17 protein-coding genes are annotated in these 22,259 nt (G+C 35.7%); 15 read left to right on the top strand and 2 right to left on the bottom strand.

The features are described from left to right. The first annotated feature begins 372 nt into the window (after positions 1 to 372). The 14 genes from L1S34_RS09770 to L1S34_RS09705 all read left to right on the top strand — a co-directional run bounded on the left by L1S34_RS09770 (position 373) and on the right by L1S34_RS09705 (position 18,324). Positions 373 to 927, top strand: coding sequence for a hypothetical protein (locus tag L1S34_RS09770; RefSeq protein WP_236363868.1), 555 nt, complete (start codon positions 373 to 375; stop codon positions 925 to 927). A 195-nt stretch (positions 928 to 1,122) separates the two neighbouring features. Continuing rightward, complete coding sequence (locus L1S34_RS09765) at positions 1,123 to 1,539, top strand: hypothetical protein (protein WP_236363867.1); 417 nt, start codon at positions 1,123 to 1,125, stop codon at positions 1,537 to 1,539. A 66-nt stretch (positions 1,540 to 1,605) separates the two neighbouring features. Further along, on the top strand, positions 1,606 to 2,070 hold the full coding sequence (locus tag L1S34_RS09760; protein ID WP_236363866.1) for a hypothetical protein: 465 nt from the start codon (positions 1,606 to 1,608) through the stop codon (positions 2,068 to 2,070). 575 nt (positions 2,071 to 2,645) lie between these two features. Further along, positions 2,646 to 3,857, top strand: a complete 1,212-nt coding sequence (locus tag L1S34_RS09755) for a sensor histidine kinase (RefSeq protein ID WP_236363865.1) — start codon at positions 2,646 to 2,648, stop codon at positions 3,855 to 3,857. A gap of 205 nt (positions 3,858 to 4,062) precedes the next feature. After that, the gene (locus tag L1S34_RS09750; RefSeq protein WP_236363864.1) at positions 4,063 to 4,728 is read left to right on the top strand and encodes a hypothetical protein; all 666 of its coding nucleotides are present in this window, start codon (positions 4,063 to 4,065) and stop codon (positions 4,726 to 4,728) included. Positions 4,729 to 5,030: 302 nt separating this feature from the next. Next, a complete protein-coding gene (locus L1S34_RS09745; protein ID WP_305070434.1) occupies positions 5,031 to 5,276 on the top strand; it encodes a sensor histidine kinase in 246 nt (81 codons plus the stop codon). A gap of 119 nt (positions 5,277 to 5,395) precedes the next feature. After that, positions 5,396 to 7,687, top strand: a complete 2,292-nt coding sequence (locus L1S34_RS09740; RefSeq protein WP_236363863.1) for a type IA DNA topoisomerase — start codon at positions 5,396 to 5,398, stop codon at positions 7,685 to 7,687. A 288-nt stretch (positions 7,688 to 7,975) separates the two neighbouring features. After that, positions 7,976 to 8,455 carry a DUF6265 family protein gene (locus L1S34_RS09735; RefSeq protein ID WP_236363862.1) on the top strand — a complete coding sequence of 160 codons (480 nt, stop codon included), beginning with the start codon at positions 7,976 to 7,978 and terminating at the stop codon, positions 8,453 to 8,455. A gap of 410 nt (positions 8,456 to 8,865) precedes the next feature. After that, positions 8,866 to 10,356 carry an ankyrin repeat domain-containing protein gene (locus L1S34_RS09730; RefSeq protein WP_236363861.1) on the top strand — a complete coding sequence of 497 codons (1,491 nt, stop codon included), beginning with the start codon at positions 8,866 to 8,868 and terminating at the stop codon, positions 10,354 to 10,356. A 16-nt stretch (positions 10,357 to 10,372) separates the two neighbouring features. Beyond that, positions 10,373 to 10,855 carry a DUF2271 domain-containing protein gene (locus L1S34_RS09725; protein WP_210788713.1) on the top strand — a complete coding sequence of 161 codons (483 nt, stop codon included), beginning with the start codon at positions 10,373 to 10,375 and terminating at the stop codon, positions 10,853 to 10,855. Positions 10,856 to 11,090: 235 nt separating this feature from the next. Further along, positions 11,091 to 13,274, top strand: a complete 2,184-nt coding sequence (locus L1S34_RS09720) for a PepSY domain-containing protein (RefSeq protein WP_236363860.1) — start codon at positions 11,091 to 11,093, stop codon at positions 13,272 to 13,274. A 242-nt stretch (positions 13,275 to 13,516) separates the two neighbouring features. Then, complete coding sequence (gene chrA, locus L1S34_RS09715; RefSeq protein WP_236363859.1) at positions 13,517 to 14,653, top strand: chromate efflux transporter; 1,137 nt, start codon at positions 13,517 to 13,519, stop codon at positions 14,651 to 14,653. 54 nt (positions 14,654 to 14,707) lie between these two features. Beyond that, a complete protein-coding gene (locus L1S34_RS09710; protein ID WP_236363858.1) occupies positions 14,708 to 15,718 on the top strand; it encodes an FAD:protein FMN transferase in 1,011 nt (336 codons plus the stop codon). Positions 15,719 to 16,068: 350 nt separating this feature from the next. Continuing rightward, a complete protein-coding gene (locus L1S34_RS09705) occupies positions 16,069 to 18,324 on the top strand; it encodes a TonB-dependent siderophore receptor (RefSeq protein ID WP_236363857.1) in 2,256 nt (751 codons plus the stop codon). A gap of 69 nt (positions 18,325 to 18,393) precedes the next feature. On the opposite strand, the gene L1S34_RS09700 is transcribed toward L1S34_RS09705, so the two are convergent. Together L1S34_RS09700 and L1S34_RS09695 are read right to left on the bottom strand one after the other, a co-directional pair. Next, the gene (locus L1S34_RS09700; protein ID WP_236363856.1) at positions 18,394 to 18,771 is read right to left on the bottom strand and encodes a hypothetical protein; all 378 of its coding nucleotides are present in this window, start codon (positions 18,769 to 18,771) and stop codon (positions 18,394 to 18,396) included. Positions 18,772 to 19,074: 303 nt separating this feature from the next. Beyond that, positions 19,075 to 21,708 (bottom strand): valine--tRNA ligase, encoded by a 2,634-nt coding sequence (locus L1S34_RS09695; protein ID WP_236363855.1) that lies wholly within the window; start codon positions 21,706 to 21,708, stop codon positions 19,075 to 19,077. Between the two features lie 160 nt (positions 21,709 to 21,868). On the opposite strand from L1S34_RS09695, the gene L1S34_RS09690 reads away from it, so the two are divergent. Continuing rightward, positions 21,869 to 22,255, top strand: a complete 387-nt coding sequence (locus tag L1S34_RS09690; RefSeq protein ID WP_166136764.1) for a DUF1573 domain-containing protein — start codon at positions 21,869 to 21,871, stop codon at positions 22,253 to 22,255. Positions 22,256 to 22,259: the final 4 nt, after the last annotated feature.

Raw genomic sequence — 22,259 nt, 5'->3', positions numbered from 1 at the left:
TATTTGGGCTCGCTTTAATTTTCCAACTAGACAAATCACAGCAAAAAATTCAACAAACATTTTACAAATGATTGCTTTGATTGACCAGATACTTTATACGATACTATTAATATTTTTTGTTGGACAGACATTTTTTGTGATTCTACTTTTCAAAATACGAAAAACAAAAAGAGGCTCCAGCTAACAGCTAGTAAGCAATAGTCGGGAATTAGGCTTAATGGGAAAATGGTTTTGTTTTAGGAAAATGACTCACAATACGAAAATAATTGCTTTATTTAGCCCGACTATCGCCTAATAGCGGGAAGTTGTGTGCTATTTTCGAGGAACAGAATTGCTAATTTGACAAATAATAACAAAAAAGATATATACTAAATGCACTTAAAAAAAATTATCTTTTTGACATTTTTAATTTGTACTTTTTCGTGTGATAAAAGAGAAAATAAAAATGAAAGAATTTTTACAGAAAATTATTCAATAGAAGCTCCTTCAGATTTTGAAAGAACTAATGAAATGAATGAATTAGCTAAAGTTCAGTTTCGAAAATCCAAAGAAGATTTGCATTTTATCGTGCTAGAAGAAACAAAAGAAGGTTTTCAAAATGGAATAAAAATGGGCGTTCATAAAGTTTCTCCGAGCTTGTTTGGGTATTACAAAGTGATAACTAATCATTTCAATGAAATTACAGCAGATTTCAAAACCTCCGATTATGGTGTTACCAAAATTAACTCTTGTAATGCTATTTTTTTCTCAATGAGCGGTAAGGATTTAGAAAATGGAAAAGGAGTTTATTACAGATACGCAATTCTGGAAGACGAGAAAAATCTATATCAAATAATGTCATGGACAAACTTAGGCTACAAAGATAAACTTGTAGGTCGAATGGAACCAATAATCAATTCATTCAAATCAAATTCAATTTCAAAATAAAAACAGCACACAAAACACGCTACAAGCAATTTAGTTATTAGGATTAATTCAAAACTGGTTTCGTATTTGGAAGATTTGGCAAATCCGAATAATGGGCTTAATTTAACCCCAAACCTCTTGTAGCAAGGGAACGTTGCTCGATATTTTATCCAAACTAAAAATAAAACGAACAAAGAAAAACAGAAAACAAAAACAATGAGAAAATTACTTTTGAGCATTTCATTTCTATTAATCTTTTCAAATTGTTCTAATTCAAATGATTTAGAAACAAAAACATATAAAGGATTATGGAAAATAAACAGCATTACACCAGAAATTCCATCAGATCCAAATCAGCCTGATTGTAGAATGATGAATGATCAAATATTTTTTAATGATTTAAATAATATGATATGGAGTTATCCTAAACCAGATCAAAATGGAAGCTACAAACAACCTTGTCAATCAGGATTTTTACAAGAAATATATGATTTTAAAGACGTGAACGGGTCGTTAAAAATATATGAAAGAAATACAGCAATAGAAAAAAATTGGAAAATTGAATTGAATAATGGTTTCCTTAAAATTACAAGAGGTGATGTAGTAACTGAATACAAAAGATCAAACTCTTAAAAAAACATCCTTAGCTCGCGCGTGCTAAGGTGATAACGTTAGCGGTAATTTTGAATCCATAAAATCATGAAAAAGATCATATTATATACATTATTGACATTTAGCACTAGTTTTTACTCACAAGACTTCGACAGGGGAGTTTTGGAAGAGAATAACAGAATAAAACTATTGGAAGAGTTATCTCAACTTTCAGGAATCAAAATTGACAAAATGAATGTTTTAGTCGTTAATTTTTACACCAAGCCAAAAACAGAACCAAATGGTTCGTGTATTGATTATTACACTAATGATTACGGATATTTAAAATTCATAAAAAAGAACAAGAATATTGTTCAGTTTTTTATAACAGAACGATCATATGTTTATAGTAGAAAAAATGTATTAAAAGATAAAAATGACGAAATAAAAAAAATGTTATTCGAAAATGCAAAATCATGCGGTAACTACATTATTATCAAACCAACTGGAGAATTCATTAGAAAATTTGGCGAATATAGACAAGACGAAATTCCGAAGTTAATTAAACAATAATAATAAAACTACCGGTAACAGCCATTTCCCCCGCTAGGCGAAGTCTCCTGACCTCGCCTTTTTATTTACTGATTTGTTAGGAGGAAAAGTGTCCTCAACAACACAAAAGCAGCTTGTAATTGAGCTGCTTTTGTGCTTTATCAAAACCGCCTCTCGGCTTCTGAAATAGTGCAACGCCTATTTAGCCCCGATAGCAGTGAAAATCCTTTGCTGCCGGGTTTCGGCAGTAAAGATTGTAACGGATGGCGGGAATGGGAGTGTAATGAAAACCGAACTTCTGCTACTTAAAAAATAAAGCAAAAAATTGAGGACAGCTTAAAGATTCCGCTAGGCAAAGTTTACCGCCTTCGACCTAATTTGTAGTAGTTTTAGATAAATCATTTGTCAAGCTGTTATTTAAATATACAAATAGCGTGGCCTTCTTCTAAATCTAAAAATACAGCCAACTATTAAATTTACAAGACAAAAATTCACGACCACATTTATAGGTTTAACTTTATAAAAAACCTAAAAGTAGTTTAACAGCATTAGTTAGTCTATCTTTGCCTTTCAATTTTATTAAAGCAAAAAACATAATGGTGCAAAAAGAGGATATGGAAGCAAATGACGAGCAAGCACTATTAAAAAAAGTGAACCATAATTTAGCGCAGCAAATTCTGGAAACAGAGCAGCAAAAGCGCGAATTACAGGCTTTAAATGACCTACTAAAAAAGCAAAGCGCCGAGAATGCCGAATTAGCCCATCAACTCCAAATTGCCAATCAAGAACTTGTATTACAGAATATTGAAAAAGAAAAAATAGCGCAGGAATTACTAATTGCCAATAAAGAACTGGCGTATCAAAATCAAGAAAAAGAAAATAGAGCGCAAGAATTGCTCATAGCCAATAAAGAATTGGCGTATCAAAATCAAGAAAAACAAAATAGAGCCAACGAATTAGCGCTTGCCAATACTGAACTCCACTATCAAAACGAGGAAAAGCAAAAACGAGCCGAAGAGCTTGCTGTTGCCAATACCGAATTGGAGTTTCAAAATCAAGAAAAGGAAAAAAGAGCCAACGAACTCCTGCTGGCTAACAAAGAAATTGAATCGTTTACCTACATATCCAGCCACGATTTACAGGAACCGCTGCGTAAAATTCAATCCTTTTCAGGGCGTATTTTTGTTGAAGAATATGACAATTTATCAGCCATGGGCAAATATTACGTAGAGCGAACCAAACTTTCGGCCCTACACATGCAGACTTTAATTAATGACCTACTTGCCTATTCAAGAACAAGCACCACACAACGAAAGTTTGTGTCTTGTAACCTGAAGGAAATTGTAGACGAAGCAATGGCCATGCTCAAAGAAGATTTAGCTGAAAAGAAAGCAGTAATTGAAATTGCTAATGCAGAAAACATAACGATCATACCGTTTCAATTCCGTCAACTTTTACAAAATATCATCAGTAATTCGTTAAAATTTTGTCCTTCATCAAGAACTCCAATTGTAAAAATCGATAGTAAACTAATCACTTTCGATGCTACTCAGCCTGAGAAAATGATGCTGAATACTAATTACCATATGATAACCATCACTGATAACGGAATTGGTTTTGAAAAACAATACAAGGATAAAATTTTTGAAATTTTTCAACGCCTTCATGATCGCAAAGAATACGAAGGAACAGGCATTGGCTTAACCATTGCCCGCAAAATCGTTGAAAATCATGGCGGAAAAATCACTGCCGAATCTACCATAGATAAAGGATCTACTTTTCATATTTACTTGCCCGAATTGCAGTAGAAAATAACATTACGTTAAGTGAGAGTGTAGATAATGGTAACTAAATTTTAGGCTTCGATCTAACTAAAATAACTAAAATTCTATAAGTATTTTCGGAAATAAATATTATATTTGAAAAACAGTATATTTCATTATATCTAATTTCTGATTCGATATTCTGATTTATTTAAAACAATAAGTTTTATATCGAAATGCAAATTAATATATGAAAAATTTATCTTTTTTGTTTTGTCTTTTAGCATTACAAACCTTGTATTCACAACAAATTTATAAATTTGATTATGAAATTAAGTACCAATACAATTACGCGACTAAAAACTATAATGATATTAGGAGCTACTTAATCAACTCCAAGGACAATAGCTATTTTGCCGTAAAAATTCCAATTCGGAAAAACAAGTACAAACTTATAGTACAAGATTACAATGGTCTTAGAGCAGAACAAGTTTTCAAATTAGAAGAATTTGAAAAACCGAGTTTACTAATATCTCTTTTTAATGCTGCTTCTTTTACTAACAAACACAAAAACATAATTAATGACTATGATTTCAATAATCATGATGACACCATAATTGATGGTAATCGCTTAAAAAATATCCGCTTATCTGCTACAAATAAAAAACTGAAGGAAAATAAAAATGTAGGTCAAAAAATATATTTAGTTGATCCTAAATTCAATTTTTTGCCTCTCTTGGCTTTGTCAACTGAATATGAAATTTGGCAAGCTCGTACAAATTTTCCTAACGGATTGCTAATGCGATCTTATTTTTTAGGTTCGGATAATAAGATTATCAATTCATTTATTTTTAAAGAGATAATCCAGCGTAATTTTACTGTTAATTATTATAATTACATACCTAAGAAAAATTGACACAGTAATATTCAATCCTAAAAAGAAATTGAAAAAGTAAAAAGGAAACATTTTTAGAGAACTTTACATAAGAAAAATATGAACCTACTAACCTAATGCCTGTGGCAACTCTTTAAATTGACTGCTTAACTTAAATCAAGTAAGATGCGAATCATTTGAAAGGTTTCTTGTCTGTGCAAAAACATTGTAAGTAAAGATTTTTTAATTTAGTAATTTTTACCCGATTTTGTCGCTCATCAAGAATCTGAAAATTAAAACCCGATTGTAAACTAGCCACTTTCGATGCAACCCAGCCCGACAAAATGGTGCTAAATACCAATTACCACCACATTACCATCACCGATAATGGAATTGGTTTCGAAAAACAATACAAGGACAAAATTTTCGAAATTTTTCAACGCCTTCATGACCGTAAAGAGTATGATGGAACGGGTATTGGCTTGAGTATTGCCCGTAAAATTGTTGAAAATCATGGCGGAAAAATCACTGCCGAATCTGAAGTAAATGAAGGATCTACTTTTCATATTTACTTGCAAGAATTGCAGTAACTTTCTCTTGATTTTCTCCTAATTATTTTGCTAAAACTTCTGGCTCATAATTACTGTTGATTTAATTGCAAGACCTATTTGTAAATTCCTAGATTTGCGCCATCAAAAAAAAGTAAAAAATGAAGGTTTGCATTGCCGAAAAACCGAGTGTCGCCCGTGAAATTGCTGCTGTTTTGGGTGCCAATACCAAGCACGAGGGCTATTTTGAAGGTAATGGCTACGCAGTTACGTACACCTTTGGGCATTTGTGTACCCTGAAAGAACCAAACGATTACAAACCGCACTGGAAAAGCTGGGATTTGAACAACTTGCCCATGCTACCAAAGAAATTTGAAACCAAAATAGTTGCGAATTCGGGGATTCAGAAGCAATTTAAAATCATCAAAAAATTGTTTGACCAGGCTGAATTGGTTATCAATTGCGGCGATGCTGGTCAAGAGGGAGAATTGATTCAGCGTTGGGTGATGACCGAGGCCAATTACAAAGGCAAAGTGCAACGCCTGTGGATTTCATCCTTAACTACCGAAGCCATAAAAGAGGGTTTCCAGAACCTAAAACCAGCTTCAAACTACGATAATCTATACTACGCCGGATTTTCAAGAGCCATTGGCGATTGGCTTTTGGGTATGAACGCTACACGCTTGTACACTGTAAAACACGGCGGATACAAACAAGTGCTTTCAATTGGTCGAGTGCAAACTCCAACCTTGGCAATGGTAGTGGACCGTTTCAAGGAAATCGAAAATTTTAAACCGCAACCCTATTGGGAATTGCAAACCTTGTACAGAGATACACTTTTTAGCTACGAAGAAGGTCGCTTTTTAAACAAGGAAGATGGTGAATTTTTGGCCAATAAAGTAAAAGAAAGCGAGTTTGAAATTGTCTCGATCGATAAAAAAAACGGAAACGAATACGCCCCAAAACTCTTTGATTTAACGGGCTTGCAGGTGTATTGCAATACAAAATTTGGTTTTTCGGCAGACGAGACATTAAAAATTGTTCAAACATTATACGAACAAAAAGTGGTCACCTACCCTAGAGTTGACACTACTTTTTTGCCGAGCGATATTTACCCAAAAGTACCAGGGATCTTGCAAAAATTAACCAATTATGCAACGTTGACGCAACGGCTTTTGGACAAAAAAATTAAAAAATCGCCTAAGGTTTTCAATGATAAAAAAGTAACCGATCACCATGCTATAATTCCGACTGGAGTACAAAACAATTTGCAGTACAATCAACAACAGGTCTATGACATTATTACCAAACGCTTTATTGCTGTTTTTTATGATGATTGTTTGGTTGCCAATACTACTGTTGTAGGCAAAGCTGCAGAAGTGTTGTTTAAAGCTACTGGCAAAGAAATTCTGAAAAAAGGTTTTCGTGTAGTTTTCGAAGACCCAAACGCCAAGGAAAAAGAAGCTGATATTTTACCCAGTTTTGTTGTTGGCGAAAAAGGACCACACCAACCCTCCTTTTTAGAAAAAGAAACCAAAGCACCCAACCAATTTACCGAAGCTACTTTGTTGCGCGCCATGGAAACGGCAGGTAAACAAGTTGACGACGAAGACTTGCGCGAATTGATGAAAGAAAATGGTATTGGTAGACCGTCAACACGAGCGAATATTATTGAAACACTTTTTAGGAGACAATACATCGTTCGAAATAAAAAACAAGTTTTACCCACTACGACCGGAATTCAATTAATTGATACGATTCAAAACGAGTTGGTGAAATCAGCAGAGTTAACCGGAACTTGGGAAAAGCAATTAAAAGATATTGAAAAAGGAACTTTTACAGCGGGCTCGTTCATCAAAAACATGAAACTGATGGTGGCCACTTTGGTTGATGAAGTACGCAGCGAAAGCAGGCGAGCCAATATTTCGCAGGTTGCCACCAGCCCAAAAGTAGTAGCAAAAACAGAAAAAAAGAAAGCCGCGGGAATTTTGGCGGAAACCTGTCCAAAATGCAAAACAGGAACCTTACTGAAAGGAAAAGCTGCTTACGGTTGTACCAATTATAAAACGGGTTGTAATTTTAAATTGCCATTTATTTTCAGTGATAAAAAAATATCCGAAAATCAATTTATAAGATTACTTCAAAAAGGATCAACGGTGAACTTGAAGGATTTTAAAACCGAAACTGGAACAGTTGAAGGATTACTTCGCTTTGACGAAAATTTCCAACTTGTTCTAGAACCAAAAAAAACAGTAGCGAAAGCCGTTCCTGACGAATTAACATGTCCGAAATGCAAAAAAGGAACCGTTTTAAAAGGAAAAACAGCTTACGGTTGCAGTCATTACAAATCCGGATGTGACTTTAAAGTAACTTTTGAACAGGTTCGTACGCAATTGCAAGAGCAAAAACCAACTAAAGAATTGGTGTATGCTATTTTGAAATCGAACATTTAAAAGGATAAATTTATTTCAAACCATATAAGACATATAAGTTAATTGAAGTTGGTTTAAGAGAGAAAAGACTTGAGTGAGAAATTTTTGAAAAATGAATTGGTAGAACAATTAAGGTTCAGTTTTTGAGGTTTAATTAAATTTCAATCTCAAAATATCCCAGCTGTTTTGGTCAAATTCCAATCAATATAAAACTCGATTAATTTTCTAGAATTCAAACGGTAAAAAAGCCTAACCAATACCTTTTTTTTATAATTTAGCTTGTTAAAATAACCTTCTAATTTTAAGCTTATGTTTCAGAAAACAACCTCGTTTCTACTTCTGCTTGCTTTGGTTGCTTGTAAAAATCAAGAAACAACCGAGAAAGAAAAAATAAAAGCTACCACTTGGATTTTAGGCAATTGGGAGAACAAATCAGCTGAAGGAAGTTTAAAAGAAAATTGGAAGCAAGAAAACGATAGTACATTTTCGGCTACTTCTTACTTTATCAATTTAAAAGATACCGTGCATTTTGAAACGATTCGTTTGCAACAAGTAGGAGAACAACTGACCTATACCGCAACAATCAAAGGACAAAACAACGACAAGCCAGTAGCATTTCCTTTACTGTCTCAAACCGAAAAGCAACTCGTTTTTGAAAACCAAAAAAACGATTATCCACAAAAAATAACCTACTCCAAAATCACTGCTGATAGTATTGTGGCCCAAATTTCTGGGAAACTGCAAGGAAAACCGAGCTCCGAACAATTTGGATTAAAAAAAATTAAATAGAAGCTTTAGCTACTTATAATATTACTCACTCATTTGTAGTGAGTTTTTTTTATGTCAAAAATCAAACAATTTAGTGTACTTACTTTTAATAAAACCTCTATTTCATTGCAACTTTTAAAGCAACTTTCTTATTGATGATAAATGTTTGCCAAAGATTAATTTAAAAAAACACAAAGAAAGGCATTGCAAGTCAGACTGTATGCGATTAAACCTTTTCTTGTTTTTAACATCCAAATAGGCAAATAAATAAGGTAAACGAAAGCTTGAATTATTTAGCTAACAAATCTTAATTTTTTGTGATAATTGCCACAATTATTGCCGAAGATATTAATTTAATTTTTACATTTGTATTATTTTTATTTAATCTAAATAATCAATACAACAGAACATACTTAAGCATCATAAATCTTATGAAAAAAAATCTCATACTAGCACTTACCCTTTGCACCACCGCATGGATGAATGCACAACAAAAAAACAGTCTTTTAGAGCAAGCCTTCTGGAAAACCGCTCCAGATGTGGCTACTGTACAAGCTGAAATTGCAAAAGGAAATAATCCAGCGGCATCTACTTCAAACGCATTTGATGCAACCGTAATGGCCATCAATAATGATGCACCTTTAGCTACTATTCAGTTCTTGATAGACCAACCCGGAAATGAAGTAACTAAAATTACGCACGACAGCCGTATTTATCTGCATTGGGCTGCCAACAAAGGAAATGTAGCGTTAGTTGAATACCTCATCAAAAAAGGATCAGACATAAATCTTGAAGACAGTAAGGGTGAAACTCCTTTAACATTCGCAGCCATCGGTGGACAAAATAATCCAGCACTTTATGAAGCTTTTTTTAAAGCCGGTGCCGACCCAAAGAAAAAATACAAAGATGGAGTGACGCTGCTACTCATGTCGATTGCAGCCGATAAAAACTTAAGTCTTGCTACTTATTTCACCTCAAAAGGATTATCACTAAAAGACACTGATACTGCAGGAAACACCGCATTTGACTATGCTGCCAAATCAGGCAATACCGCTCTTTTACAATCGCTTTTAGACAAAGGCGTAAAATACAGCAACAACGCTTTATTGTTTGCCGCACAAGGTACACGCCGTGAAACTACTTCATTGGAAACTTTTAAATATTTAGTCGAAACTTTAAAAATAAAAGCCACAGCTACCAGTAAATCAGGCGAAAATGTGTTGCATTATTTGGCCAATAAACCCAATCAAACTACAATCATCAACTACTTTCTTTCGCAAGGAGTTGATGCTAATGCAGCAACTATTGACGGCACTACACCTTTAATGATTGCCGCAACTGCTCGAGACAATACTGCTTTAGACTTATTTTTAGGAGTGACCAAAAATAATAATGCTAAGAATACCAAAGGCGAATCGGCGCTAACAATGGCAGTAAAATCAGGAACTCCCGAGGCAATTACCGCTTTACTAAACAAAGGTGCTGACGTAAATGTACTTGATAAGGACAATAACAACTTGGGATTCTATCTTGTACAATCCTACCGACCTGCACCTCGTGGCGCCACTACTGCTGATCCTTTTGAAGTGAAAATTAAACTTTTACAAGACAAAGGTTTAAATTTAGCTACTCCTCAAAAAGATGGAAACACTTTATTGCATTTTGCCGTAGTTAAAAACGACCTTACTCTGTTGCAAAAATTAGTAGCTTTAAACATCGATCCTAATACTAAAAACAAATACGGCTTAACTGCATTACACAAAGCAGCCTTAATTGCAAAAGACGATACGATCTTGAAATACCTCATTTCTATCGGTGCAAAAAAAGACATTTTAACCGACTTTGACGAAAGTCCGTATGCACTAGCGCAAGAAAACGAGTCATTAATTCAAAACAAAATTTCTTTAGACTTTTTAAAATAAAAAATAGCAGCAAAACATGAAATCAATCTTAAAAATCAGCCTTTCCATAGCCTTTTTATTCCTAGTATCTGCCTCGGCTACAGCCCAAACAAGTAAATACAAATGCATGTTGCAAATGTCTAACTATATGGGCGAAGGCGCGTATATCGTAGTGTCGTTGGTCAATGCCAAAGGCGAATATGTAAAAACCTTATACGTAATGGGCGACGATAAAAAATGGTACAAAACCATCAAAGAATGGCATAAATTTTATTCGAAAAAACCGGAGAACATCAGTGCTAAAACGGGCGCATCGGTAACGGGCGGCGATCGTAGCATTACCACCATCGAAATCGAAGATGCTAAAATCAACAAAGGTTTTAAACTGCGCTTTGAAACATCGGTAGAAGATCAAAAATACCACACTGCCGATCTTGAAATTCCTTTAACAACCGAGGGAATTGCTGCAAAAACCGAAGGCAAAAACTACATTCGCTACGTGCGTTTGAACAAAATTTAAAAAACAAAACAACGTTTTTTTTGGGGCGTGACCCTCTCTAAAAAAGTCGGGTCGGGTCTTCCGTTCCCGCTTTTTTTATAAAGGCAAAAAAAGCCTTTATAAAAAAGAGCTCCACTGCAACCCCTCACGCAAAACCACCTGAAACACAAATCTGCGTTGGTCAAGCAGTAACTTTTTAATAGCCCGCTCCTTTTCTCGAACCGACTTTTGGAGTCCTGAAAAATACCTTTTCAACATGACACTTTCTTTCTGGCGTTACGCACACTTAACTTTAGCCATTTTTTCTGCTGCGTTCTTAGTATTGGCATCGGTTACGGGAGTAATCCTTGCCGTTGATGCCATTCAAGAAAAAACACCACCCTACAAGATTGCCAATTTTGATGCCATTAGCCTTGATCAAACCTTGCCTATTTTACGAAAAACCTATCCTGAAATCACTGAACTCACAGTAGATCACAATCAATTTGTAAGCCTACAAGGTATCGATCAAAAAGGCAATGATGTCAATGCGTATGTTGATGCAAAAACAGCCAAAATTTTAGGAACACCAGAGCAAAAAAGTGAATTCATACAATGGACAACCGCCTTGCACCGCTCACTTTTTCTAAAAGAAACTGGACGATTTATTGTAGGTTTTGTTTCGTTTTTATTGCTTTTGATTGCTATTTCAGGTTTTGCCTTATTACTCAACCGCCAAAAAGGAATCAAAGCGTTGTACTCCAAAATCATAAAGGAGAATTTTGCGCAATACTACCATGTGTATTTAGGTCGCTTGTCATTGCTTCCGATAATTTTACTATCCGTTTCTGGAACGTATTTGACTTTAGAAAAATTTAATTTTTTCCTAGAAAAAAAGGCTAGTGAACCCACCAATCAAACCGTTTCTCCTCCGGCAGCGACTACTAATTTCTTTTCGACAACTCTTTTAAGCGAGGTTAAAAAAATTGAATTCCCGTTCTCTGACGATCCCGAAGATTTTTATATCATCACGCTACAAGACCGTGAAATTGAAGTGAACCAAAAAACGGGTGCCATCATGAGCGAAACTCTTTTTCCGTTGCAAAACATTGCAACCGAATGGAATTTAGATTTACACACGGGCCGCACGAGCATTTTGTGGGCAATAGTTTTGGCGCTAGCTAGCATCAATATTTTATTTTTCATTTACTCTGGTTTTGCTATGACGCTCAAACGCAGAGCAAGCCGAATCAAAAACATGTTTAAAGCTGCCGAAAGTGAATTTATTTTACTGGTAGGATCAGAAAACGGAAGTACGCTTGCATTTGCAAATGCTATTCAAAAACAATTAATAGCACAAGGCAAAAAAGTATTTTTGGGCGAATTGAATTCATACACAAGCTACCCAAAAGCAAAACACTTAATTATTTTTACCTCAACCCATGGTTTGGGCGATGCACCTGCAAATGCCACTAGCTTTTTAGCACGCTTACAAAAAACAGCCCAACAACAATCCATTCAGTTTTCGGTAGTAGGATTTGGATCGCTAGCGTATCCTGATTTTTGTTCCTTTGCCAATGATGTTGATAAAGCTTTAGCACAGCAAAAATGGGCGAATCGTATATTGGAAATGCAAACAGTCAACGACAAATCGGCAACCGAATTTGTTGCATGGATTAACTTATGGAACGCCCAAACTGGCGTAAACATAGCCACTACTCCATCGCTTTATAATGAAGTCCCAAAAGGTCTTGAAAAAATAAAGGTACTCGACAAAACGTTGATTTCAGAAACCGAACATACTTTTCTGTTGACATTACAAACCGGTACTTTTTCTAAATTTACCTCAGGCGATTTACTTGCTGTGTATCCGGCCAATGATAATCAAGAGCGCCTCTACTCTATCGGGAAAGTAAACGGGAAAATGCAATTGGTTGTCAAACTACATCCCTCAGGTTTGGGGTCGAACTTCTTGTATGATTTAGAGAAAGGCAGCATTTTTAAAGGGCGGATCATTCCAAACAAATCGTTTCACTTACCTGCAAAAGCAACTCAAGTAGCAATGATATCTAACGGAACGGGTATTGCACCATTTCTAGGTATGATTGCACAAAATCAAAATAAAATAGCAACGCACTTGTATTGTGGTTTCCGTCAGCAAACCGCAACGGTGATGGGTTACCAACAATTTGCCAACGACATGCTGACAAAACAACAATTGAGCAGTTTTCATCTGGCACTATCTCGTGAAGACAAGCAAGAATATGTAATGGATTTGATTCAGCGTGACGCTTTGTTTTTTAGAAAACTTTTGCAAGGTGGCGGTACTGTTTTGATTTGTGGGTCGCTCGCGATGCAAAAAGACGTTGAAAAAGTACTCGATACGATTTGTTTACAGCAATCAAACAAGGGCATTGCTTTTTATAAAGAAAACGCACAAGTACTCACTGATTGTTATTAAAAGGCTGAACTATGTTTTTACAACTCATGTCTTTTGTAGCACTTTATCCGCGTGAGTGATGGCAGCGGAGCTCTTTTTTAGCCTGCCCTTTTTCGGGCAGGCTAAAAAAAAGCGGGAGCGTACAGCACGACCCGAAGTTTTTACGGAGGGGCACGCCCAAATAATTCTATTCTCGAGAAATTCCTTTTTTGAAAACGGACTGCAAATAGTACCTTTACCTTTTACAATTGAAACTGAACCGCATGACTGCAAAAAGTAGTGTTCCCTTAAAAGAAATTGCAAGCCTTTTTTTGAAATTGGGCATCATTGGTTTTGGCGGTCCTGCAGCACATATTGCGATGATGCAGGACGAGGTGGTTGCTAAAAGAAAATGGTTCAGCGAGCAACATTTTTTAGATTTAATTGGCGCTACCAACTTGATTCCCGGCCCAAATAGCACCGAAATGGCCATACACATTGGGTATGAAAAAGGCGGCTGGAAAGGATTATTGGTCGCCGGACTTTGCTTTATCTCGCCAGCGGTTTTGATTACTGCTTTTTTGGCTTGGAGCTACAAAGAATACGGACAAACTCCGGCTGTGCAACCTTTTTTGTACGGAATTAAACCCGCTATTATTGCCATAATTATTGCAGCAGTTTTTCCGTTGGCCAAAAAATCATTGAAAACGGTGACCTTAGCCCTCATTGGCTTGCTAGTTTTACTGGGTTCATTGCTGCATTATTATGAAATTTATTTGCTATTTGGGGCTGGTTTTGTGGGTCTTTTTTTGAAGTATTGGAACTCCAATTATGCCTTTAAAAGTAATGGTATGCTACCTTTAGCTGCGTTACCCACAACCACAGGAACACTTTTGGCTAGCAGTAATGCAAAGTTGTTTTGGATTTTTTTAAAAATAGGCGCTATACTGTACGGTAGCGGCTATGTTTTATTTGCTTTTTTAGACACGGAGTTAGTTGCCACGGGACTTTTAACCCGCCAACAATTAATTGATGCTATTGCTATTGGGCAATTTACGCCCGGACCCGTTTTTTCATCGGTAACGTTTATTGGTTATCAAATTAACGATTGGACAGGTGCGATTGTTGCTACTATCGGTATTTTTTTGCCTTCGTTTGTATGTGTAGCATTGCTCAATCCGCTGGTCAGCAAAATGCGAAACTCAGTACTTTTTGGTGCTTTTCTGAATGCTGTAAATGTAGCTTCGGTTGCTATTATTGTGTCGGTTTGCTTTTCAATGGGAACACAAAGCGTCCTAGATTGGAAAACACTTTTGATTGCAGTGCTAAGTATGCTCATTTTGTTTAGTTACAAAAAATTAAACAGCGCCTTGGTGGTTGTAGGAGGTTCACTTTTGGGATATTTACTGAGCTTACTCTAGTCAGAATAATTGATTGACTTGTCCCGCTTAATAGTTTTTGGTAAAAAATAAATTATGAAAACAAAATCGATTACCACTTTTTTCCTTTTGATAGCGCTTGTTGTACATTTTACGGCTAATGCTCAAGTATTGCGTAAACGAACCACTTTATTGATGGGCGGTCGATTTGACATTACAATTGTAGCGCAAGATTCGCTTACCGCCGAACAAAATATTGATGTTGTTATTGGAGAAATTAGCCGAATTGAAAATTTAATTTCAGACTGGAAGTCAGACTCCCAAATATCAGAAGTGAATCGGAATGCGGGTGTTCAACCTGTGAAAGTAGATCGGGAAGTTTTTGAATTGACGCAACGCGCGATACGGTTTTCGGAAGTTACAAACGGCGATTTTGATGTTAGTTTTGCCGCAATGGACAGAATTTGGAAATTTGATGGTTCGATGACTGAAATGCCTTCCGCAGAAGCTATTAAAAAATCAGTTGAAAAAGTAGGCTACAAAAACATTGTTTTGGATAGCGCGAATACAACCATTTTTTTGAAACTGAAAGGTATGAAAATTGGTTTTGGTGCGCTCGGTGAAGGCTACGCAACTGATAAATGTCGCCAAATGATGATTGATAAAGGAATTCAAGCCGGAATTATAAACGGCTCTGGAGACATGAGTACTTGGGGCAAACAACCCAATGGCAAAGCTTGGAATATAGGCATTACGAATCCTTTTCGTCCTGAAAAATTATTGGCTGTAGTGCCTTTAAAACAAGAGGCAGTAACCACATCGGGCAGTTATGAAAAATTTGTAGTTTTGGATGGCAAACGCTATTCGCACATTATCAATCCTGCGACAGGTTACCCCGCAACAGGCTTATGCAGCGTTACTGTTTTTGGCCCTGATGCCGAAACAGCGAATGGTTTGAGTACCTCGCTGATGGTTTTAGGCACGGACGCAGGCTTACAATTACTACAGCAATTCCCAGATTACAGCTGTATCATGATTACCGATAGTGGTAAGATCATTCGATCGAAAAACTTCCGAATCAAAAAATTCAAAAACAAAGTCAAGTAAAAAGTATTTTTCACTGAAAGGTAGATGCGATTAACTCAATGCCGCCGACTTGCTAAGTAATACTTTTCAATTAGTCGCTCATTGTGGGGACTTATGAAATTTACAAACCTTATTTCTCAAGTTAATTTCATTTTATTGGTGTAGCATTCTATTTTTTTAATCCTATTTTACTGCAAAAAGAGGATCCTAATTAAGATACTTAAAAAAAATAATGAATCTAACTAACATTAAAACAACACCTTAACTTCCCTTTTAAATCCTTATTCATATTTAATCTAAATAAATTTTGCTAATTCAAAAGAGGACTCTATCTTTGCGCTGTTATTTTTAATTATTCTAAATAAACAGTCATGAAATACCTATTATTTGCAGCCTCAACGTTACTTTTTAGTACGAACATATTTGCTCAAGAGCCTATAAATACAACAAGCATCGAACAAAAAGACACCCCTTTTGAACAAGCATTAAATGACACCATTAAAAACAAAAAAGGTGAAATTTTAAAAGAAGTAATAATAAATAACAACAAAGAGAAAAAACCAGTATCGGTGTTGCGTTCTGGTTTAAAACCGATGGATACACCACAAAGCATTCAGGTAATTGGTGCCGAAATAATCACTCAACAACAAGCGATTCGATTAAGTGAGGTTATTAAAAATGCAAATGGTGTATATGTTGGCTCTGCCCGAGGAGGAGCTCAAGAATCATTCTTTTCACGTGGTTATGACATGTCAGCCAACAATATGTTTAAAAACGGATTTAGATACAATTCCGGTTCAATCCCAGAAGTTTCAGGTTTAGATAAGGTAGAATTCTTAAAGGGAGGATCGGCACTTTTATTTGGAAACGTTGCACCAGGCGGAATTTTAAACCTAGTAACTAAAACACCAACTTTTCATAAAGGAGGCGAAATTTCGATGCAAGCCGGTAGTTATTCTTACTTTAAGCCAGCAGTAGATTTTTACGGACCGCTTACAAAAGACATTGCTTACCGCTTTACAGGATCGTATGAGAACTCTGAAAGTTTTAGAGATGTGGTGAAAAACGAGCGCTTGTATTTTAATCCTTCTTTTTTGTTTAACGTAAGCGACAAAACACAAATTACAGTGCAAGGTGATTATTTAACAGCCGATTGGACCCCTGATTTTGGAACTGGTATCATTGGTAAAACAATATTAAACTTGCCTAGAAATGCTTTTTATGGCGCATTATGGTCAAACGGAACCACCAAATCATCAAGCGCATCGGTTCTTTTAAACCATCAATTTAACAGCAATTGGAAATTAAACTTCAATTCTTCTTTTCAAAATTACAGTAGAAGATTAAAATCTACCGCACAATTGGCCAATTTGGATACCTATACAACACCAGGCGATTGGAACCGAGGTTTGGTACAAAATGACAATACTGAACAAATTTTTGGAGACCAATTGAGCTTACAAGGAACATTCTATACCGGAAAAGTAAAACATCAATTGTTTACTGGTGTAGATTATGAAAGTTCAAGTGCCAGTGCTTATACATTTGCTTTTTACGATGCTGCAAATAAAGTTCAAACAATTTACGACAAAATAAATCTATTCACTTACAATCCCAATACACCAGCACCCGCGATACCAGCATCGAGAGCTACACAATTGGTGATTACAGATACCCAACGTTTTGGAATATACGCACAAGATTTAATTTCGATTACTGAAAAAATTAAGCTTTTGGCAGGAATTCGTTGGTCTTGGCAAGAGCAACAAGCCACGACACAAAATTTAACTAGAATCCCAAATACGAGTATCGAAGGTGCTAAAAAATTAGACAATGCTTTTTCACCAAAAATAGGATTGGTTTACCAGCCCACAAAAGAAATGTCTGTTTTTGCCAGTTACTCGAATTCCTTCACACCAAATACGGGTACTACAGTCAAATTAGAACCGTTAAGACCATCAATTATTGATCAATATGAAATTGGAGTTAAAAAAGATTTCTGGCAAGGAGCTTTAACAACAAATGTTACCGTTTACCAAATAACGAATAGCAACCTAGTTCAAACTGCAGTTTTCAAAGCCGATGGAACCTTGAACAATAATCCTATAGATCCTAACCTACGCGAATTAAGCGGAGAAACAAAAAGTAAAGGAATCGAAATCGATTTGAGTGCAAAACCAATGGAAGGATTTACAATTAACGCAGGTTATAGCTACAATGACATGCGTTATAGTAAAACTTCAGGTCTAAATGGAAGTCCAATTGTAGGAGATCGATTGGCTAGAACGCCAGCCAATACGGCAAATTTGAGCTTTTTTTATACACTGCAAACAGGTATCATGAAAGGACTAGCAATTGGCGCCATTGGCAATTATATTGGCAATCGCGTGGGCGGATGGAATAATCAATACGACTCGACTAGACCAAACGGAATTTGGGATAGAGAAATACCGCTTAAAGGCTACACCACAATCGATGTATCACTTGGTTATGAATGGAAAAAAATTGCTATCCTATGTAAATTGGCTAACGTCACGAATGAATTGAATTACACCGTGCACGAAAATTACAGCGTAAATCCAATTGCTCCAAGGCAAATCATGACAAGTTTACGATATAAGTTTTAATGGTATTTCAAAAAAAACAAGCCCCAAAATAGCTTTATTTTGGGGCTTGTTTTTTTTATTACTTACAACTTAATGCATTTCGATTCCGTTATGTTCAAGAATTTCAATCAACAAATTACTTTGATTGGGTTCGTATTTTTCTACCCCACTTTGGTACCATTCTGCAATTAACCCCAATTGATGAGCAGTATAACCTTCGTCATCTATTGGTAAACCGAGTAATCCTGCTATTAAAAAATCTTCAAGTATTTTATCAGTAACTATTCTCTCTGGGATGCCGTTGCTTATAGAACCATTAAGACGCTCAAACTCGATACGACCGGCAATAAATCCAGCAATGATTGCTTCATTTTTCATTGCATCATTAAACTCTAGATAAGGGTCTAAACCAATTGCAAGTCCTCTGTAATAATTTTGCCTGTATAAATCGTTTAATATCCTTTTCATAGAAAGATCATTTGTGGTATTTGAAATTCATTACAAACTTACTTATATTGCATAATACAAAAAACTATAATCGTTGAACGGGCTATTTACTCTGTTAATTACAAGGCGCTTGCCGTTAATCGATATAATCACAATGTTGAAACATAATAGGCAAATGCAACAGTTCTAGCATTTACGGTTGCTATCACACTATACCAATATCAAATTTTCTTTTTTAGACTACTTATCACACTACTAAAACAAAAAAATCCCACTTTAGAACCAATTCTAAAATGGGATTTTTTCATTCTATCTTAGTATAGTTTATTGTAAACCAGCTAAGCTATTTTTCAGTGTCTCGATTTTTGCTAATGCATCGGCTTCTTTTTGTTTTTCGTTAGCCAATACTTTTTCTGGTGCACCAGCAACAAATTTCTCATTAGCTAATTTACTTTGAACCGACTTTAAAAAACCTTCTGTATAAATCAATTCTGAAGTAAGTTTTGCAATTTCTGCAGCAACATCAATATTACCAGTAATTGGAATAAAATATTCATTTGATTTTACACGAAATGATAATGCTCCATCTACTTTATCAGAAACATACTCTAAGTTACTAATGTTGCCTAATTTAGAAACAACGGTGTCGAAATAATCTGATGACTTATCATTATTAACAATCTTTAATTCGATTGTATCTTTGAACGGTATATTTTTGTCTTTTCGAATCGTTCTAATTCCAGAAATTACCTCGATTGTTGCATCAAAATCAGCAATCAAACTCGCATTAAACGGTTTCATTTCTGGCCAAGTAGCTACAATTAAAGCTTCATTTGGAGTACGTTCTGCGATAAACTGCCAAATTTCCTCAGTTAAAAATGGCATAAACGGATGCAATAATTTCAAATTGTTCTCAAGCATTTCAATTGCTTTCGCAAAAGTTACGCTGTCTATTGGCTGTTGGTAAGCCGGTTTAATCATCTCTAAAAACCAAGAACAGAAATCATCCCAAACCAATTTATAGATAGCCATTAAAGCATCCGAAATTCTGTATTTTTCAAAATTATCCTCGATTTCTGCTAGCGTTTGTTGCAATTTTGCTTCGTACCATTCAATTGCTACTTTAGAAGATTCTGGTTGTGGAATAGCCTCTGAAACTTCCCAGCCTTTGATCAACTTAAAAGCATTCCAAATTTTATTGGTAAACGCTTTACCTTGATTACACAACTCCTCATCAAACATAATATCGTTTCCTGCAGAAGCACTCAAAAGTAAGCCAACACGAACTCCATCTGCACCGAATTTATCAATCAAATCTAACGGATCTGGTGAATTCCCTAACGATTTAGACATTTTACGACGTTGCTTATCACGCACCAATCCCGTTAAATACACATTTGTAAATGGTTTTTCACCAGTGTATTCATAGCCTGCAATAATCATACGAGCCACCCAGAAAAACAAAATATCTGGACCTGTCACCAAGTCATTTGTAGGATAGTAATATTTAAAATCAGCGCTTTCAGGATCCATAATCCCTCCAAAAACTGACATTGGCCATAGCCATGACGAGAACCAAGTATCAAGCGCGTCAACATCTTGCTTTAAGTCAGTAGACGAAAGTTCTAGGTTTCCAGTCTTTTCTTTCGCCAACTTTAAGGCATCTTCAATATTTTCTGCTACAACAAAATCTTCTTTTCCATCACCATAAAAATAGGCAGGAATTTGTTGTCCCCACCATAATTGACGGGAGATGTTCCAATCTCTAATATTGTTTAACCAATGTGCGTAAGTATTATTGAAACGAGCTGGGTGCAATTTAATATCACCATCTTCAAGAACCGATTTGATAGCCGGTTTTACCAACTCCTCCATTTTAAGAAACCATTGGTCTGACAAACGAGGCTCAATGACTGCTTTGGTTCTTTCAGATGTTCCTACTTTATTTAAGTGCGACTCTGTTTTTAACAAAGCACCAATTTTTTCTAGTTCGATTGCAATTTCGGCGCGAACCACAAAACGATCTTTCCCTTGGTAGTGCAATCCGAAAGAATTGAGAGAAGCATCTTCATTAAGAATATCGATAATTTCTAAATTGTGCTTTTCGCCCAAAGTTTTGTCGTTCATATCGTGAGCAGGCGTTACTTTTAAGCAACCTGTTCCAAACTCCATATCTACGTACTCATCTTCAATAATAGGAATTACTCGACCGCAAATTGGCACAATTGCTTTTTTACCACGTAAATGGGCAAAACGTTCATCATTAGGATTGATACAAATAGCAGTATCTCCAAAAATTGTTTCAGGTCGTGTAGTAGCAATCGTTAAAAAGTCTTCGCTGCCTTCGATTTTGTATTTTAAAAAGAATAATTTTCCGTGTTGCTCTTCGTAAATTACTTCTTCGTCAGAGAGTGTAGTTTTCGCCTCTGGATCCCAATTCACCATACGATACCCTCTGTAAATCATTCCTTTATTATATAAATCAACAAACGAACGTATTACAGATCCTGACATATCTGGATCCATCGTAAACTTTGTACGTTCCCAATCGCAGGAAGCACCTAGTTTTTTGAGTTGATCTAGAATTACTCCACCGTATTTATCTGTCCATTCCCACGCATGCGCTAAGAACTCTTCACGAGTTAAATCGTTTTTGTTTATTCCCTCTGCTTTTAGCTTAGCAACAACTTTTGCCTCGGTTGCAATTGATGCGTGATCCGTACCCGGAACCCAACAAGCATTAAAGCCTTTCAATCGAGCACGTCTAATTAAAACGTCTTGAATGGTATTGTTTAACATGTGTCCCATGTGCAAAACTCCAGTCACATTGGGCGGTGGAATTACAATTGTATATGGTGTTCTATGATCTGGCTCCGAATGAAAATAATTATTTTTCATCCAGTAGTCATACCACTTATTCTCAATAGTTTTCGCGTCAAATTGGGCAGGAATTGTCATAAAAAGCAACTGTTAAAACCAAAAATAAGATTTGGTCTGATATTTGTAAATCTAATATTAAACAAAAGTAAATAATAAAGTACACTATAAAAAGCGAAATAAAAATTTGTACGTTATTTAAAAGAAAGTAACTTTACTAAACGAATTTAAACCTTTGATAATGAAAAAAAGTATCGCCTTATTCGCATTTGCCTTAATCAGCACAATTGGTTTTGCGCAGAATGGTCCAAAGATCGAATTTTCGGCAAAGAATAACACTATCGATTACGGGCGAGTTAAAAGTACCGATAACGGTAGTAGAGATTTCATTTTTACTAATACGGGAAATGCTCCCTTATTGATTACCAACGTACTTTCTACTTGCGGCTGTACGATTCCTACAAAACCAGATGCTCCAATAATGCCAGGAAAAACAGGAAAAATAACCGTAAAATATAATATGGCAACAGGACCAATCCGAAAAACACTGACAGTAGAATCAAATGCTATTAACTACGAAAGCGGTCGGATTGCCCTTAAAATTCGTGGTGAAGTTGTAGAAAATTAAATTT

The sequence above is a fragment of the Flavobacterium sp. K77 genome, assembly GCF_021608205.1.
Taxonomy (GTDB): Bacteria; Bacteroidota; Bacteroidia; order Flavobacteriales; family Flavobacteriaceae; genus Flavobacterium; species Flavobacterium turcicum.
The sequence above is the reverse complement of the archived record's forward strand: the minus strand, read 5'-3'. Positions and strand labels throughout refer to the sequence as shown.

Coding starts and splice junctions, on each gene's coding strand:
- L1S34_RS09720 (WP_236363860.1), top strand. CDS start 11,091: ATGACACTTTCTTTCTGGCGTTACGCACACTTAACTTTAGCCATTTTT.
- L1S34_RS09760 (WP_236363866.1), top strand. CDS start 1,606: ATGAAAAAGATCATATTATATACATTATTGACATTTAGCACTAGTTTT.
- L1S34_RS09725 (WP_210788713.1), top strand. CDS start 10,373: ATGAAATCAATCTTAAAAATCAGCCTTTCCATAGCCTTTTTATTCCTA.
- L1S34_RS09750 (WP_236363864.1), top strand. CDS start 4,063: ATGAAAAATTTATCTTTTTTGTTTTGTCTTTTAGCATTACAAACCTTG.
- L1S34_RS09740 (WP_236363863.1), top strand. CDS start 5,396: ATGAAGGTTTGCATTGCCGAAAAACCGAGTGTCGCCCGTGAAATTGCT.
- chrA (WP_236363859.1), top strand. CDS start 13,517: ATGACTGCAAAAAGTAGTGTTCCCTTAAAAGAAATTGCAAGCCTTTTT.
- L1S34_RS09710 (WP_236363858.1), top strand. CDS start 14,708: ATGAAAACAAAATCGATTACCACTTTTTTCCTTTTGATAGCGCTTGTT.
- L1S34_RS09755 (WP_236363865.1), top strand. CDS start 2,646: ATGGTGCAAAAAGAGGATATGGAAGCAAATGACGAGCAAGCACTATTA.
- L1S34_RS09770 (WP_236363868.1), top strand. CDS start 373: ATGCACTTAAAAAAAATTATCTTTTTGACATTTTTAATTTGTACTTTT.
- L1S34_RS09705 (WP_236363857.1), top strand. CDS start 16,069: ATGAAATACCTATTATTTGCAGCCTCAACGTTACTTTTTAGTACGAAC.
- L1S34_RS09730 (WP_236363861.1), top strand. CDS start 8,866: ATGAAAAAAAATCTCATACTAGCACTTACCCTTTGCACCACCGCATGG.
- L1S34_RS09745 (WP_305070434.1), top strand. CDS start 5,031: ATGGTGCTAAATACCAATTACCACCACATTACCATCACCGATAATGGA.
- L1S34_RS09735 (WP_236363862.1), top strand. CDS start 7,976: ATGTTTCAGAAAACAACCTCGTTTCTACTTCTGCTTGCTTTGGTTGCT.
- L1S34_RS09765 (WP_236363867.1), top strand. CDS start 1,123: ATGAGAAAATTACTTTTGAGCATTTCATTTCTATTAATCTTTTCAAAT.
- L1S34_RS09695 (WP_236363855.1), bottom strand. CDS start 21,708: ATGACAATTCCTGCCCAATTTGACGCGAAAACTATTGAGAATAAGTGG.
- L1S34_RS09690 (WP_166136764.1), top strand. CDS start 21,869: ATGAAAAAAAGTATCGCCTTATTCGCATTTGCCTTAATCAGCACAATT.
- L1S34_RS09700 (WP_236363856.1), bottom strand. CDS start 18,771: ATGAAAAGGATATTAAACGATTTATACAGGCAAAATTATTACAGAGGA.